This window comes from Erysipelatoclostridium sp. An173, assembly GCF_002160495.1.
GTDB classification, from domain to species: Bacteria; Bacillota_I; Bacilli_A; order Erysipelotrichales; family Coprobacillaceae; genus Thomasclavelia; species Thomasclavelia merdavium.
In genome coordinates, this window is the sequence record NZ_NFKR01000002.1 from 74,978 (window position 1) to 91,146 (window position 16,169).

At 29.1% G+C, this 16,169-nt stretch carries 18 protein-coding genes; 12 read left to right on the forward strand and 6 right to left on the reverse strand.

Annotated elements, in window-relative coordinates:
- Positions 1 to 107: 107 nt before the first annotated feature.
- Positions 108 to 947 (forward strand): Cof-type HAD-IIB family hydrolase, encoded by an 840-nt coding sequence (locus B5F09_RS01295; protein ID WP_087301857.1) that lies wholly within the window; start codon positions 108 to 110, stop codon positions 945 to 947.
- A gap of 23 nt (positions 948 to 970) precedes the next feature.
- On the forward strand, positions 971 to 1,309 hold the full coding sequence (locus B5F09_RS01300) for a helix-turn-helix domain-containing protein (RefSeq protein ID WP_087370762.1): 339 nt from the start codon (positions 971 to 973) through the stop codon (positions 1,307 to 1,309).
- A 67-nt stretch (positions 1,310 to 1,376) separates the two neighbouring features.
- Here B5F09_RS01300 and B5F09_RS01305 read toward each other — a convergent pair whose 3' ends face one another.
- From B5F09_RS01305 to B5F09_RS01320, 4 genes are read right to left on the reverse strand one after another with little or no spacing between them, the layout of a single operon-like run.
- A complete protein-coding gene (locus tag B5F09_RS01305; protein ID WP_087370765.1) occupies positions 1,377 to 2,336 on the reverse strand; it encodes a hypothetical protein in 960 nt (319 codons plus the stop codon).
- Positions 2,337 to 2,338: 2 nt separating this feature from the next.
- Positions 2,339 to 3,064 (reverse strand): CpsD/CapB family tyrosine-protein kinase, encoded by a 726-nt coding sequence (locus B5F09_RS01310; protein ID WP_087301851.1) that lies wholly within the window; start codon positions 3,062 to 3,064, stop codon positions 2,339 to 2,341.
- Positions 3,065 to 3,835 (reverse strand): tyrosine-protein phosphatase, encoded by a 771-nt coding sequence (locus B5F09_RS01315; protein WP_087370768.1) that lies wholly within the window; start codon positions 3,833 to 3,835, stop codon positions 3,065 to 3,067.
- Between the two features lie 2 nt (positions 3,836 to 3,837).
- Positions 3,838 to 4,521 carry a YveK family protein gene (locus B5F09_RS01320; protein ID WP_087370771.1) on the reverse strand — a complete coding sequence of 228 codons (684 nt, stop codon included), beginning with the start codon at positions 4,519 to 4,521 and terminating at the stop codon, positions 3,838 to 3,840.
- Positions 4,522 to 4,923: 402 nt separating this feature from the next.
- Here B5F09_RS01320 and B5F09_RS01325 point away from each other — a divergent pair, with 402 nt between their 5' ends.
- Positions 4,924 to 6,828 carry a nucleoside-diphosphate sugar epimerase/dehydratase gene (locus B5F09_RS01325; RefSeq protein ID WP_087370773.1) on the forward strand — a complete coding sequence of 635 codons (1,905 nt, stop codon included), beginning with the start codon at positions 4,924 to 4,926 and terminating at the stop codon, positions 6,826 to 6,828.
- Positions 6,829 to 6,948: 120 nt separating this feature from the next.
- Positions 6,949 to 7,467 (forward strand): antiterminator LoaP, encoded by a 519-nt coding sequence (gene loaP / locus B5F09_RS01330; protein ID WP_087299353.1) that lies wholly within the window; start codon positions 6,949 to 6,951, stop codon positions 7,465 to 7,467.
- A gap of 59 nt (positions 7,468 to 7,526) precedes the next feature.
- On the opposite strand, the gene B5F09_RS01335 is transcribed toward loaP, so the two are convergent.
- Positions 7,527 to 7,787, reverse strand: coding sequence for a zf-TFIIB domain-containing protein (locus tag B5F09_RS01335; RefSeq protein WP_087299355.1), 261 nt, complete (start codon positions 7,785 to 7,787; stop codon positions 7,527 to 7,529).
- Positions 7,788 to 7,900: 113 nt separating this feature from the next.
- Between B5F09_RS01335 and B5F09_RS01340 the strand changes: the two genes are divergently transcribed.
- Together B5F09_RS01340 and B5F09_RS01345 are read left to right on the forward strand one after the other, a co-directional pair.
- A complete protein-coding gene (locus B5F09_RS01340; protein WP_087370776.1) occupies positions 7,901 to 8,803 on the forward strand; it encodes an RluA family pseudouridine synthase in 903 nt (300 codons plus the stop codon).
- 101 nt (positions 8,804 to 8,904) lie between these two features.
- Positions 8,905 to 9,426: a hypothetical protein gene (locus B5F09_RS01345; protein ID WP_087370779.1), complete on the forward strand. Its 522-nt coding sequence runs from the start codon at positions 8,905 to 8,907 to the stop codon at positions 9,424 to 9,426.
- A gap of 43 nt (positions 9,427 to 9,469) precedes the next feature.
- Here B5F09_RS01345 and B5F09_RS01350 read toward each other — a convergent pair whose 3' ends face one another.
- The gene (locus B5F09_RS01350; RefSeq protein WP_087370781.1) at positions 9,470 to 10,609 is read right to left on the reverse strand and encodes a D-alanyl-D-alanine carboxypeptidase family protein; all 1,140 of its coding nucleotides are present in this window, start codon (positions 10,607 to 10,609) and stop codon (positions 9,470 to 9,472) included.
- Positions 10,610 to 10,761: 152 nt separating this feature from the next.
- On the opposite strand from B5F09_RS01350, the gene B5F09_RS01355 reads away from it, so the two are divergent.
- The 6 genes from B5F09_RS01355 (at position 10,762) to B5F09_RS01380 (ending at position 16,154) form a co-directional block, all read left to right on the forward strand.
- On the forward strand, positions 10,762 to 11,085 hold the full coding sequence (locus tag B5F09_RS01355) for an STAS domain-containing protein (protein ID WP_087299363.1): 324 nt from the start codon (positions 10,762 to 10,764) through the stop codon (positions 11,083 to 11,085).
- Positions 11,085 to 11,522 carry an anti-sigma F factor gene (spoIIAB, locus tag B5F09_RS01360; protein ID WP_087299365.1) on the forward strand — a complete coding sequence of 146 codons (438 nt, stop codon included), beginning with the start codon at positions 11,085 to 11,087 and terminating at the stop codon, positions 11,520 to 11,522. The genes B5F09_RS01355 and spoIIAB overlap by 1 nt, the downstream gene beginning before the upstream one ends.
- Entirely contained in the window at positions 11,515 to 12,231 is a 717-nt protein-coding gene (locus B5F09_RS01365; protein WP_087299367.1) for a SigB/SigF/SigG family RNA polymerase sigma factor, read from the forward strand. The genes spoIIAB and B5F09_RS01365 overlap by 8 nt, the downstream gene beginning before the upstream one ends.
- Positions 12,232 to 12,263: 32 nt before the next feature.
- A complete protein-coding gene (lepB, locus tag B5F09_RS01370; protein WP_087299369.1) occupies positions 12,264 to 12,779 on the forward strand; it encodes a signal peptidase I in 516 nt (171 codons plus the stop codon).
- Positions 12,780 to 12,927: 148 nt separating this feature from the next.
- A complete protein-coding gene (locus B5F09_RS01375; RefSeq protein ID WP_087299504.1) occupies positions 12,928 to 14,682 on the forward strand; it encodes a phosphoenolpyruvate carboxykinase in 1,755 nt (584 codons plus the stop codon).
- A 74-nt stretch (positions 14,683 to 14,756) separates the two neighbouring features.
- The gene (locus tag B5F09_RS01380; RefSeq protein ID WP_239404204.1) at positions 14,757 to 16,154 is read left to right on the forward strand and encodes a polysaccharide deacetylase family protein; all 1,398 of its coding nucleotides are present in this window, start codon (positions 14,757 to 14,759) and stop codon (positions 16,152 to 16,154) included.
- Positions 16,155 to 16,169 lie beyond the last annotated feature (15 nt).

The window sequence follows — 16,169 nt, forward strand, 5'->3', positions numbered from 1 at the left end:
GCTTCTATTTTTTACTAAATAAGAAAATATAAATCATTTTATGAAAAAATAATGTCAAATCAAAAAAATTAGGTATAATATTGCCATATCATAATGGAGGGTACAAAATGGGTAAATATTTATTTTTTGATATTGATGGAACTTTGATGGGACCTAGTAAACAGGTTACGCCAAAGACTGCTAATGGAATTAAGCAGGCACGTGAAAATGGACATAAGTGCTTTTTATGTACGGGACGAGCACCGGTGTCAATTATGAAATCAATTAGAAAAATTGGTTTTGATGGGATTATTTCTTCTGCTGGTGGTTTTGTAAACATTGGTGGGAAATACATATTTGAAAATTTTATTAATCAATATGTTTTATCTGAAGTAATGCTGTTATTTACTAATAAGAAAATTTTATTTAGTTTAGAGACAAAAGATGCTTTGTATCAAACTCCTGGTGTTAAGGATTTTTTTGATAAAAAGAATAGTAAAATTATGGAAAACAACTTAGAATTGGCTCGTTTTTTAGAGGAAAGAAAAAACGAGGAAGTTCGTTTACCAATTAGTGAATTTGATATTTTAAAACATAAAGTTACTAAGGTTTGCTTTATTTCTGAAGATAAAATTGCATTTTATGATTGTGTAAAATATTTAAGTGAATTTTTTAATATTGTTATCTTTTCTAAAGAAAGTGATGATTTTATTAATGGTGAAATTATTTTAAAGAATTGTACTAAAGGTGATGCTATTAAAAAGGCAGTTGATTATTTGGGTGGTAAGATTGAAGACACAATTGCTTTTGGTGATAGTATGAATGATTATGAAATGATAAAAGATGCGGGATATGGTGTTGTTTCTTATTTGGCTCCGGAAAAATTAAAAGCTATTGCTGATGATACTTTTGATGATCCTGATAATGATGGTATTTATAAGAGCATGAAAAAATTAGAGTTGATTTAATATATAATTTGTGGGGAATTATATTGCATATAGGACAGGTTTTAAAGTGGATCAGAAGGACCAGACAGGTTTCTCAAGATGAAATGGCTAAAGCGATCAAAGTTAGTAGAAGTAGTATTTATCGCTTTGAAAATGATGGTGATTTTAGTATTCAAAATTATTTAAATTATTGTAAATATTTGCAGATTGAAGCTTATCTACCGTTATTGATTTGTTGTAATGGAAGCTGTAAAAAGATGTTTAACAGGTTACAAAAAACAAATTTAGATTTTGAAGCTTTTGAAATGCTAGTGGCTAGAATTATGATTGAAGGAACTGTCAAAGAAACAGAAATGATGATAAAAATGTTTGATATAAATTAAAAAAACAGGTTTTGAAATGAAGTCGTTATTTTAGTGTTCAAATAACAACTTCATTTGTACCTGTTTTTTAGTTTATATAGCCTAATTCGTGCATTTTATTAATCAATTGATTAGCTAATAATTGATGATAATAATTATTACCGTTGATATCATCAATTAATAAACTTGAAGGAACACTATTGTTTGCAAGTGCCATTTGATCTTCACTAGTAGCAGTGATCTTAGCATCATTCAATCCATTAGTAAGTAAATAATTTTTAAAATCTAAGTAGTGTTCACCATATGTATTAGCTAGTAAATTATTTGTAGCATCATGATTATCCATCGTTAGTGATACGACGATGTATTTATCGGTATTGAAACTATCGATTATTTGTTTTTGATAATTTACTAAGCTGCCTTGAATGCTTTCTTCATAGGAACCAGTAAAAAGAATTAAAATATTGTCATTAAGAATTTCTGGTTTTGTAATTTCTATTTTAGTTAATGTAGTAATCATTGATGAATCACCAGCTTCTAAACGCTTAAATAATAATTGATTAGAGTTACTGTCATAACTAATAGTTCCAGCGATATTGTTGATAATACATGATTCAATACCGGTTTGACTATTGATAAGAGCATCGATAACTTCACCATTTTCATTTAATAATGTAATACTAACGGCATTAGTATCGCTTGGAATAGTGAAGTTGTTTACATATACGTCTTGATTACCAAGTTTTATAGCTAAGGCTTGAGAATTAATATGATTATCACCGATTATTTCGATATCATTTTTAAGACTTTCTTTTAAATAATCTGGGTAACTAGTAACATCATTAGTGCCAAGAGTTAGACTGTCACCGACACAATAAATCGTCGCTAAATCATTATTTGATGATACTTGTGTGGTTTGATTATTTGTATCGTTATATTTTTTTGCTAGCTGACTAGTCTGGTAACGATCATAAAATATCATCGCTAAAATTAAAATAATGCATATTGGAACAATAATTATAAAAAACTTATTATTATGCTTTTTCATCTTTAGTAATAGTGATAATAACCGTTTTTACTGTTATCTTGTTCAACTTGGGTTAATACTGTTCCAATAATATTGACATTGTTTTTCTTTAATATTTCAATTGATGCTTTAGCATCTTTACGATTTGTAATACTTGATGAGCAAACAAAGATAGTTCCATCAACAACATTACCAATTGGAATGGCATCACTAACTGACATGATTGGTGGACAATCAATAATAATAAAGTCATACAATTCTTTTAAATCATTAATAAAATCTTTAAAAACAGTACTACCGATTAATTCGGTAGGGTTAGGAACCTTAACACCAGAAGTTAAAACTGATAATTTTCCTACAAAAGAATCATCTTCATAAAATTGAAAATATTTAGAACTGATTTTTTTACTTTCATCATATTCCATTAAAGCATTAGTTAAACCACGTGAATTTGATAATTTAAGATAACGATGGATCGTTGATTTTCTTAAATCACAGTCAATCAATAAAACGTTATCATATTTAGTTGCATAAATCATAGCTAAATTAATTGAAGTAGTACTTTTTGATTCACCTGGAATTGATGAGGTCACATTTATCGCTTTTACATTTTGTCCGACCGTTGAATATTCAATTCCGGTTCTAATATGACGATATACTTCTTTAAAATCAATTTTACTATGCTTGTTTTCTGGTTGTGTGATTAAAAAAGTTTGTTTTTCTACACTGTTTCTTTTATTTTTTAACATTTACTTTCTCCTTTTAAACCATGGTATTTTCGATACTTTACGAATTTTTATTAATTCTATAGGTTGACCGTTGATAATCGCTAAGGGATTATCATACATTAACTTAATAATATCTTCACTATTAAATTTTTTAGTTAAAACATCATATGTCTCTTTTAAATTAGGGCTTCGTAATCCGCTGCTACGATGTACATCATTAGCAATAACATGAACCATTCCTAATTCTAATAATCTAATAGCAAAATCATGGCTAGTACCTTGATTTAAGATGCTTGAACTATTGATTTGAATAATATAGCCACGATCAATCCATTCTTTAATGATATTTTCGTTTAAGTGATGATGAAAATATCTTTCAACATGAGCTATTACCAGCTTGTTTTTCAAACTATATTCATAAAGACGTTCATCATAGTCTTCAGGTAATTTTTGAGTTACATTAAATTCTACAAGTAAATAAGGACCATTATTAATAGTCAAATAATGGTTGTTTTCTAGTAGTGTTAAATAATCGCTATTTAACATTACTTCACAACCTTCATATATTTCGATATCTAAACTTTTAGCTAATGTCTTTAATTTACCAATTTGCAGAATAATTTTATTAAATTCTTGGATGGTCGTTGTTCCTGGGGTGATGTGTGGTGTTGCAACAATCTTAGTAATATTTTGAGCTTTAGCAGCTTTTAAGGCCGCTAAGGCTTCATCAAGATCTTGAATGCCATCATCAACATGCCAGGTATAGTGACTATGGATATCAATAAATTCCATTGTTACTGTTCAAAATAAGGAATTGTTCCTAATAATGGTACTCCAAGAATTTGTTCAGCTTGTTCGCCGCTTTTGATTTTTGTATCTAATAAATATGTCAACAAAATGTATGCTAAAGAAATCACGATCCCAATGATGCCACCAATTAAAATATTTTTAGTCATGCTTGGTGAAACTGGGTTAGCGTTTATTTCTGGCTGATCGACAATTGTCAAGTTAGTAACATTAAGTTTTTCTTGAACTAATGTTGTAAATACTGTGATTGTTTCTTCGACGATATTTTTAGATAGTTCTGGATTAGTTGTTGTTGCACTAATTTCAATAATTTGTGTTTCAGCAGTATTGGTAACAGTTAAAGCTTTATTAACTTCATCACCAGTAATATTTAGATTACTAGCAACTTGATTTTGGATTGCATTTCCTTGTAATAATTCAATATAGTTATTTACCATCATGTTATTAGCGTTTAATTGTGATGAGTCGATTGAACCATCAACTACTTCTGCTTTTAATAAAATACTTCCTTGAGAAGCATATTTTTTATCAATAAAAAAGGTAGTTAAAGATACAGCAATGACTATCCCGACTAACGCTAGAATTATGATTAATTTGATATTTTTTTTGAATAATTTAAATAATTCTGATAAGTCAATTTCAACTTCATCATTTAATTCTGTTTTTTCCATATTTCCTCCCAACAATATACTTTTATTTTATATATTATTAACATAAATAAAATAACTATTCGCATAGTATTATCCTTTATAAGTTAAAAAAAAGCAATAATTTATTAGGAAAAATCTTAAAAAAATCATATTTAAATAACAAAAAAATTAGAAAATAATTAAAATGGTTATATTAGGTACAATTATTTGTTATTATTGCTTTATATCTAAATGTAATAAATGTTAAATTTTTTGTTATTTATTGTAAAAATAATTTATAAAGTGTATAAAGTATTTGAAATTACTTGACTTTTTAATCATTATTTAAAATAATATATTTTGTATATGATATTGACCAGAAATGTAAATTTATGAAATAAAATTGTGATTTATTTTTTTAGCATTTTAGGGGGAGGAAGAGATATGGGAGAAAAGACCAAATTAAATGCTCGAAGATTTCTGTTAGTAGGTTTAGATATCATTAGTATTTTAATTGCAGCATATGGATCATTGTTTTTAAGATTTAATGGACCGATTGATCCAATGTTTTTATCAAGACTTAACAATATAATCATTTTGCTAGTTTTAATTGATATTTCAATTTTTGTTTGTTTTCGTTTATATCATAGTTTGTGGCAGTTTGCTTCAATTACAGAATTAAAAAATATTATTATTGCCGCATTTACAAATTGCATAATAAATACAGTCGTTTGTGAATTGACTGGGAATGGGCAACCTAAAAGCTGTTATATAATCTTTTTTTTAATGTTAGTATTGATGGTCGGTGGGACTCGCTTTTTATATCGGTTTATAAGAATGTATAAACAACATGTAATAGCCGAAAAAGAAAGACGACCACTAGAAAAAGTTTTAATCGTTGGAGCTGGAGTAGCTGGTGAAAAAGTATTAAGAGAAATCAATAACTCTAATCATATCTATAAAGAAGTTGTCTGCTTTATCGATGATGAACCTAGCAAATGGAAAAGACAGATCCATGGTGTTGATATCTATGGCGGTCGTAACAAGATCATTGAAGCTGTTGAAAAATACGGTGTCAGTGAGATCCTCGTTGCGATGCCTTCAATCAGTAAAAAGGAATTAGCTAATATTTTAAATATCTGTAAGGAAACAAGATGCCAGATCAAAAGACTTCCTGGTATCTATCAGTTTATCAATGATGATATCCATATCAGTGATTTTAAGGATGTTGAAGTTCAGGATTTACTTGGCAGAGAACCGATTAAAGTCAATCTTGATGACATCATGGGTTATGTAACCGGTAAGGTAGTAATGGTTACTGGTGGCGGTGGTTCAATTGGAAGTGAATTATGCCGTCAGATTGCTGCCAATAAGCCAGAGACTTTGATAATCGTTGATATCTATGAAAACAATGCCTATGATATTCAGCTGGAATTAAGACGTAAATATCCTGATTTGCATCTGGAAACAATGATAGCATCAGTTAGAAATTCAGTAAAAGTAGATAAGCTGTTTGAAACATATCATCCGGATATTGTTTACCATGCAGCAGCACATAAGCATGTACCGTTGATGGAAGATAGTCCTAATGAAGCAGTAAAGAACAATGTTTTTGGAACACTGAATGTAGTAAAAGCAGCTGATAAATATAAAACAAAGAGATTCATATTGATATCAACAGATAAAGCAGTAAATCCAACGAACATCATGGGAGCAACGAAACGGTTATGTGAAATGATCGTACAGACATATAATAAAAAATCAAAAACGGAATATGTAGCAGTAAGATTTGGAAATGTCTTAGGATCAAATGGATCAGTAATTCCGTTATTTAAAAAACAGATCAAAGAAGGAGGACCGGTAACGGTAACGCATCCAGATATCATCAGATACTTTATGACGATACCTGAAGCAGTAAGTCTGGTACTGCAGGCCGGAGCATATGCCAAAGGTGGCGAGATCTTTGTATTAGACATGGGAGAACCAGTCAAGATAGCAGATATGGCAAGAAACCTGATCAAGCTATCAGGATATGAACCAGATGTAGATATTGATATAGTTTATACCGGATTAAGACCGGGAGAAAAGCTGTATGAAGAGCTATTGATGGAAGAAGAGGGATTACAGGATACCCCAAATCATATGATTCATATTGGAAAGCCAATTGAGTTGGATGAAGAGAGTTTTTTTGAAGATTTAAAAGAGTTAAAAGAAGAGGCCTATGAAGAAGTAGACGATATTCGCATATTAGTTAAAAAAATGGTTCCAACTTATCACTATAATGTTAAAACTAATAAAACACCAATAGTTAAAGAAGTTGAAAGGCCTAAAGAAACAGTAGAAGTATAAAACATAATTATTAAAGGTAATTGTCGCAAAGTCGCATTATTAAAGATAATTTGTAATAATGAAGCGTTAGTCGGCATGTATTTGCTGACTAATTGCGCATACCCAAATGGAGGAATGAGTATGTGTGAAAACTGGTATGTAATTCAGGTACGAAGTGGAAAAGAAGACGAGATAAAAAATACTTGCGAAAGATCGATTCCAAAGGATATTTTGCAAGAATGTTTTATTCCTCGTAGTGTTCGTTTACGCAAAAAACAGGGAACCTGGAGGGAAATAGAAGAGATATTGTTTAAGGGTTACGTTTTTATGATTACAGATCATATTGAAGAATTGTTCAATAAGTTAAAACTGGTACCCGATCTTACTAAAGTGTTGGGAAATGATGGCGAGTTTATTTGTCCAATTTTAAAAGAAGAAGCTAGGTTTTTAATGAAATTTGGTAAAGAAAATCACTTAGTAGAAATGTCTCAGGGCTATATTGTTGGTGATAAAGTTAATATAATTAGTGGTCCTTTAGTTGGATATGAAGGAAAAATAAAAAAGATTGATCGTCATAAGCGAATTGCTTATATTGAAGTTAGTTTATTCGATCAAGTGGTGGTAGTTCAAGTAGGTTTAGAAATAATTAGTAAAAGTTAGAAGACAGTTGAAAACAACTGTCTTTTTAGTGATAAAAAAAAGCGGTTAAACCGCTTTAATTACTCGCCTTCAAATATTTCTAAAATATCTGTAAGATTAAATCCTTTTTTCTTTTTGCGTTTATTGTCAGAAGAATCTTTGTGTGAATCATAATGATCAGAATCAGATTTTGATTTTTTATAACTACCTGAACGTTCAATAATTTTTTCTAATTCACCACGATCTAACCAAATACCACGACACTCGGGACAATAGTCAATTTCAACACCATGTTTTTCTGACATTAATAAAGTAACATCTTTACATACAGGACACTTCATATTCTTGGCCTCCTTTGAAACATTATATCATATTATTAAGTTGTATTACAATATCGATATTAATTGGTCTTTTGGGAAATTATGTTATAATACGCTTTGAAAGAGGGAACATTATGAAGTATCAAATTAAAGGTGATTATCTTATTATTGAAATTAATGATGATTTTGTAGGAATGTCGGTTGAACAATTTTTCAATTATTTTCATTTATCAAGAAAAACGATTCATTTATTAAAACAAAATAAACAATATGCTTTAAATAACAATTTTGTAACTAGTAATACTCTTTTAAAACAAGGTGATTCATTAAAGGTTTTAGCATTTGATCAGGGAATCGACTATCAGTTTCAATCATATCCTTTAACGGTTGTTTATGAAGATGATTTTATTTTAATCGTCAATAAACCAATAAATACTGCTATTTATCCAGAAGATAAAAATGGTTTAAATACGCTTTGTAATTACGTTGCTAATTATTATCTAGAAACTAATCAATATATTCCAGTTAGACATATTCATCGTTTAGATAAAGATACTACTGGTTTGGTTATGTTTTGTAAATGTGCCTTTTTACAGCCTAAGTTAGATATAATGATGGCAAATAAAGAAATTAAACGAACTTATTTAGCAATTGTTGATGGCATAGTAAAAAAGGATCTAATAATTAATAAACCAATTAGTCGAGATCGTCATCAAAATAGAATGCGTACTAGTAATAATGGTAAAAAAGCGGTGACTAAAGTTCATGTTTTAAAAAGAAGTTTTCCAAGTAATTATACGGTTGTAAAATGTGATCTACAAACTGGCCGTAAACACCAGATTAGAGTTCATTTAAGTTCTATTAATCATCCGCTTTTAAGTGATCCTTTATATGGAACTAACAGTAAATTGATTAATAGAGTAGCGTTGCATGGCTATAAATTAGAATTTAATCATCCTTTTTTTAATCAGAAAATAACTGTTTTTGCAGATATACCTGATGATATGAAATTTATTGGAAAAATCGATTTACAATAATATAACTAATTAATTCTTTACATTCTTTTTACTTATTTCTACTAGTTTCTATTACTAATATCAGTAATATTTAGTTAGGGTATAAAAGAAGGGTGATAAAAATGGATAGTAAAGCAATTAATCGGTTTTCGTTAGTTAAATTTTTTCAGTATTTTATTATTCCACAATTATTAATTGTTTTGATGTTAACGGTTGTGATATTTTTAATAGAAAAAGACAATCCAATCATTTATTTATTGTTTGTTGGGATCGTTTTTCTAGTTGTTTGTTTATGGCAAATAGTAATTATGCAGCCAACTTTTATTGATATTGAATCTGACAAGATGATCTATCGTCATAAAAATAATTTGATCAAGATCGTAGGCCAAAAATTAGGAATCTTTAATCGTGATGAACATAATTATAGTGATTATCAATTTAATAAAATTACAGATATTAGTTTTAGATTTAATTATTTGGTTATAAAAGGACAAATTGTAAAAAGAAGCTATACAGTTTATATGGATGATGATGAAGAGGTTGTTGAAAAACTATATCAGGAAATTAAGATTCCTCGTGTTTATTGTCATTTAGAACAACTGGTTGATAGTAATTTTTTATTGTCGCTTAATGCAGGATTATAAATCCTGTTTTTTTGTGAAACAACCTATAATTATTATAGGCTGTTTAAAATAAATATTTAAATGTTTTAATTGCCTTTGATAAAAAAGTAGCTTTGCTTACATCATTGCCACTATATAATTCATAATTAGCAATTGTTTTACCGTTAACGATAACTTCAAGATTACCCACCGGATCACCTTGCTTTACTGGTAATAAATCTTTTTGATAAGTTATTTTTGTTGTTGCTTTTTCATTGCTGTTTTTAGCCTTAGTATAAACAATATTCTGTTTACATTTTACATCAATACTAAGATTATCCATTTTATCAACTAGATGCTGTTCAATAACACTATCTTTTTTAAATAAAGTAATCTGTTGATAGTTATTAAAACCATAATCTAATAAATTACACATTTCTTCGTTTCGAGTTTTTGGTGCACTTTCATTCATTAACACCCCAATAATTCTTTGATCATCTCTTTTAGCAGTAGTTACTAAACAATAACCAGCTTCTTTAGTATATCCCGTTTTTAAACCATCAACACCATCATATAGTTTTAGTAGCTTATTAGTATTAACAAGCCAAAAGCTTTGTTTGGTGTCTTCACGAATATAACTGTCATATAGCGAAGTTACATTTAATAAATCTTCACCACCGATTTTAATTAAATAGGCTGCCATAATAGCTAAATCATATGCACATGTATAATGATCTGGGTCGTGAAGACCGGTAGCATTTTTAAAATGAGTATTTTTTAAGTTTAATTCTTTAGCTTTTTCATTCATCATAGTAACGAATTTTTCAATGCTTCCGGCAATATATTCCCCAACAGCAACACTGGCATCATTAGCACTGGCAATAGCAATTGATTTAAACATATCTTGAAGGCTCATTTTTTCGCCTACTTCTAAATAAACTTGAGAACCACCCATGCTGGCAGCATATTTAGAGGTTGTTATTTCATCATCGAAAGAGATTTTTTGATCATTTATAGCTTCAAACATTAAAATCATAGTCATAATTTTAGTTGTTGATGCCGGATACAGTTTTTCTTGAGCGTTTTTTTGATATAAGATTTGTTTAGAATTTGCTTCTATCAAGATGGCACTTTTAGCATTAGGAGTTATATCATCATCAACAGCATTGACTTTCTGGATTGGTAAGATACAAAAGATTAATAAAATAATTAAGATTTTTTTCATCAATTTTATCGCCTCAGTAAATAATATGTCCAAGTTTGATAAAAATACATCATTTAGTTATAAGACTTTTTTTGTTTACTTTCTTCTACTTTTGTCGAAAGCATTTAATCATGTTTTTAAAAGATGTAAGATAGGTTCGAGGAGATGAGATAATGGAAAATAAGATAGAATATAAGATTATCGATGATAAAATTGTAGTATATTTTTATGGTGAACTTAGCTGTAGTTACATAACTAAATATCGCAGTTTATTAAATAGTATTTTAGATAAAGTAAATGGTCCGGTCTATTTTGATTTTGGTAATACTAGCTTTATTGATAGTTCGGGGATCGGCTTGGTTTTAGGACGTTATAATCAATTAAAGTTAGATGATCGTAAATTATACTTAGCTAATTTATCTAAAACGGCGTATAAAGTGTTTGAATTATCAGGAATGTTTGAATTAATGGAGTATGTTGAGGAGGTAAAGGGGTAATGAATCAAATGGAATTAAGTTTTAGTGCTAAAATAGAAAATGAACCATTTGCAAGAACAAGTGTAGCTTCATTTATTACAGCATTAAATCCAACGATTGACGAACTGGTTGAAATAAAAACAATCATTAGCGAAGGGGTAAGTAATGCTATTATTCATGGTTATCAAAATAACGCTAAGTGTAATGTTGTTATTAAGGTTACAATCGAAAATAACCGCCAAATCAAAATCATTATTCAAGATTATGGTAAGGGGATCGAGGATATCGATCAAGCTAGAAAACCAATGTATTCTTCATTAAAAGAACTTGAACATGCAGGTATGGGGTTAACAATTATTGAAGCTCTTTGTGATGATTTAGAAATTCATTCAACTGTTGATTTAGGAACTAAACTAACAATTAAAAAGAATTTGAAAGATAATAATTTCAATGACTAATAATACAATTGAACTAATTAAACAGGCTCATGGCGGGGATGAACAAGCTAAAGAATTAGTTGTTTCTCAAAATTTAGGATTAGTCTGGTCAATTGTCCATCGATTTAAAAATAACTATTATGATAAAGAAGATTTATTTCAAATTGGCTGTATCGGTTTAATGAAAGCAATTAATAATTTTGATACTAGTTATGGAGTGCAATTTTCAACCTATGCAGTACCAATTATTATGGGTGAAATTAAACGATATTTTCGTGACGATGGGACTATTAAAGTAAGTCGTTCTTTAAAAGAACTGAATTTGAAAATAAACAAGGCTCGTGAACAGCTTACTAATCAAACTGGTCATGATCCAACGATTGAACAATTAGCTAACTATTTACAAGTTGATCAACAGGATATTGTTGAGGCAATTGATTCATCATATTATCCAACTTCATTAAGTGAACCGATTTATGAAAAAGATGGTTCTTCGATTTCAATGGAAGAAAGAATTGAAAACAAAAATAATAAAATGTGGTTTGAAAAAATTGCATTAGAGATGGAAATTGATAAGCTTGATGAAAAAGAAAAACTTATTTTATATATGCGCTATCATCTTGATTTTAATCAAGAACGGGTAGCTAGAAGGTTGAATATTTCGCAAGTTCAAGTATCGCGTTTGGAAAAGAAAATTATTGCAAAGCTTCGTAGTCACTTGAATGAATAGTAAAAAATGATATAATGTCCTCAGGTGATAATATGGAAGAAACAGTGAAGAGTAAAAAGAGAGTCTTATTAGAATATTTAAGGGTTATTGTTATTACTTTAATCGTTACTTATGGGGTTTTATATTTTGTTCAGATTTCTAGAGTGTATGGAACATCAATGGTACCAACTTTTCACGAAGGTAATATTGTTTTAGTTGATAAGGTTTTTTATAAACGTGGTGAACCTGAGCGTAATGATATTGTAGTTGTTGATTACCGTGATGCTAATCAAAATGAAACTTTTATTATTAAAAGGGTCGTTGCTGTTGGTGGTGATCATCTAGAAATCAAAGATAATCAGGTATATTTAAATGGTGAATTATTACAAGAGGATTATATTAATGGAACGATGACCAATAATGAAGATATGTCAATTGATATTCCTGAAGGCAAGGTTTTTGTAATGGGAGATAATCGAAATAATAGTCTTGATTCGAGAAGATTAGGTTATTTTGATTTTGAAGATGATGTTATTGGTAAGGTTTTCTTTACGGTTCCTTTCTTTTAAATTAATAAAGGTCTAAAGCGACCTTTTTTTGTTTGAAAAAATAATTTTTTTATAAATAAGTGTTGTATACAATGTACTTTTTATGTTAAAATGACACAAATCAATAAGTGGGGGTATGATGCTTATTGATAAAAGAAAGGGTGATAAAATGTCATATAAATTTAAAATCGTACGCGGAAATGCAATTTTAAACTTTTCTGAAGAATATTGTCAATCACGTTGTCAATTGATTGAAAGTGAATCTTTTGCACGAGTTTTACGTGGTTTTGTCAACGAAGGAAAGAGAAAAGAAAATACTACTTATACTTATTTAAGAGAAGTTAAAAGCGAAAGTATTGATATAGTAAATGATTTAAGAACGATTTTTAAATTGTTATTAGTAATGTCAGTTGAAGAAGTTTTATCTTCATATCCTCATTTTGAAGGATATTTTAGAGATCGTGATGAATTTGTTAAAGTAATTGAAGAAGTATATTTATTCTGGCGTAAATTACAACGTTACAGTGTAGTATATAACGAAACAACTAGTAGAGGGTATCAAAATGTACAATTTGCGGATGCTCAAGCAAAATTCGAAGAATTAGTATTATCAGTATATCGAACAATTGAAGAAACAGCATTAGGATATCGTCATCAAGTATATCGTCAAATTACAGCTGGTGTTAATGCTGGTTTAAGAGTAACAAATATGCGTTCTTTTTTACCATATGAATACCGTAATTTAGATGATATTCCTTTTATTGAAACAGTGATTATTCATCCACCATTTATTACTTATTCAAAACGTAATAAACGTGATGGAATTTTCCCTGAAATTAAACATAATCCAATTGAAGATTTAAAATTTGATTCTGAACAATGGTTCTGTTATCCAGCTAAAGTTGGTAACTTATTAGCATTTGTATATTTCAATGTTGCTTTCATGGCTCAAGGGGTTGCATTATGTAACTTATTTGAATTAGCTAGTGAAGAAGAATATCGTAATCGTAAACCAGATATTATCTATGTATATGGTTATGAAGATGGTGAAAAGAACCAGGCTTTCTATCAAGATGATGAAAATGATATGATGGTAGCTTTATTATCTGCAAGTGATGATTTCGATTACTTTGGATATATGAAGAAAATGATGTTAACTTTACACAATGTTCGTAAAATTAATCAACGTCAATTACCAATTCATGGGGCAATGGTTAAAGTTACATTACATTCTGGTGAAGTTAAAAATATCGTTGTTATGGGTGATAGTGGTGCTGGTAAATCGGAAACAATTGAACAAATTAAAGTATTTGGTGCCGCTTATATCCGTGATTTAGTAACTGTATATGATGATATGGGTGTTCTATACTTAGATGATAAAGGACAAATTAAATCATCAGGTACAGAAATTGGGGCTTTCGTGCGTTTAGATGATTTAGATGCTGGTTATAGTTTCAAAGAATTAGACCGCTCTGTATTTATGAATCCTGATAAAGTAAATGCTCGAATTGTAATTCCAATTACAGATTATAAAGATGTTGTTGCTCCTCATGAAGTTGATTTATTCTTATATGCAAACAACTATGAAGAAGGTGGCGAAGCATTAAGTTTCTTTGATGATGTTGATAGTGCTTTAAAAGTATTTAGAGCTGGAAATCGTATGTCAAAAGGAACAACTACTGAATATGGATTAGTTGGAAGTTTCTTTGCAAATCCATTTGGTCCAGTACAACGTCAAGAACAAACAGAAATCTTATTACATGATTATTTTAATCGTATGTTTAAACAAGGTATTAAAGTTGGTCAATTAAGAACTCGTTTGGGTATTAAAGGTTACGAACATCGCGGGCCACAAGAAGCAGCAACAGAAATTTTAAAATATATTACTGGTGAAACTGAATTAAAACAATTAGAAGAAGAATAATATTTTAAAAGAATCCATTTTATTATGGGTTCTTTTTTTATTTAGGATGAATATGTTTTGATGAGGGGATGAAAGTGAATAAAAGTTTAAAAATACTATTGATTATAATTGTTTTGATCTTTTCAATAGTTATTTTATTAATTTATCCAACTAACCCAATTGTTTTATATAGTTATCATCCAGTTGCAGAAATTTCACAAAAGTTTGATCCTTATGAAAACATAAAAAGAGTAATAGGTGGTAAAGTTAGTGATGTAAATGTTGATACTAGTAAAATAGATTTTACTAAGACTGGTAAATATCCGATTACTTATCGTTATAATAACATTGAAACTACAGTAACTTTAGAGTTACAAGATACAATTATTCCTGATCTTGAAGTTCAAGAGTTAACAATTGATTTAAATATGGAAGTTAAGGCTAGTGATTTGATTAAAAACTATTATGATAGTAAAAGAACTGAAGTATCTTTTAAAGAAGACTATCAATTTGATAAACCTGGAGATTATGAAGTTGCAATTCGGATTTGTCGTAATAATAATTGTGTAACCAAAAAAAGTGTTATTCATGTTTTGCCAGAAGATAATGTATCACCAGTAATTAATGGAGTACGTAATTTAACAGTTTTAAAAGATAGTGATATTGATTTATTATCAAGTGTTAGTGTTAGTGATAATCAAGATGATAATCCAATTTTAACAATCGATAGTTCTAATCTGGATATTTCTAAAATCGGTAATTATCAAATAACTTATTATGCTAAAGATCGTTCTTTAAATGTTACTAAAGAAACATGTATAGTTACAGTAGTTGAAAATAAAAAAATAGGAACAACAGTTCCTAGTGATGAAAAAGTAGTGTATTTAACTTTTGACGATGGACCTTCAGAAAATACGCAGCAGGTTTTAGATATCTTAGATGTTTATGATGTTAAAGCTACTTTTTTTGTAACCGGAACAAATAAGGAATATTTTGATTTGATAAAAACAGCTTATGAAGCTGGACATACAATTGGTTTGCATACTTATGTTCATGAATATGATCAGATTTATTGTTCTACATCTGCTTATTTTGCGGATTTAAAGAAAATCGAGGATTTGGTTTATAATCAAATAGGTAGCATCCCTAAATATATTCGCTTTCCTGGTGGGAGCAGTAATCAAATTTCTAAGCAGTATTGTAATAGGATAATGAGTAAGTTGACTAAAGAAGTATTAAATCGTGGTTATCAATATTATGATTGGAATGAAGATAGTGAAGATGGTTCTGGACAATTGTCGGTAAAACAGTTAATCAAAAATGCTACGGCAGCAGATGAAAATAATATTATTTTATTATTTCATGATGCTAATGGAAAAGAAAATACAATTAAAGCTTTAGGACCAGTTATTGAATATTATCAAAATAAAGGATATGTTTTTAAAGCTATTGATGATAGTTCTTATGTAGTCCACCATAGTGTAGTAAATTAACGATAATAGTCATTG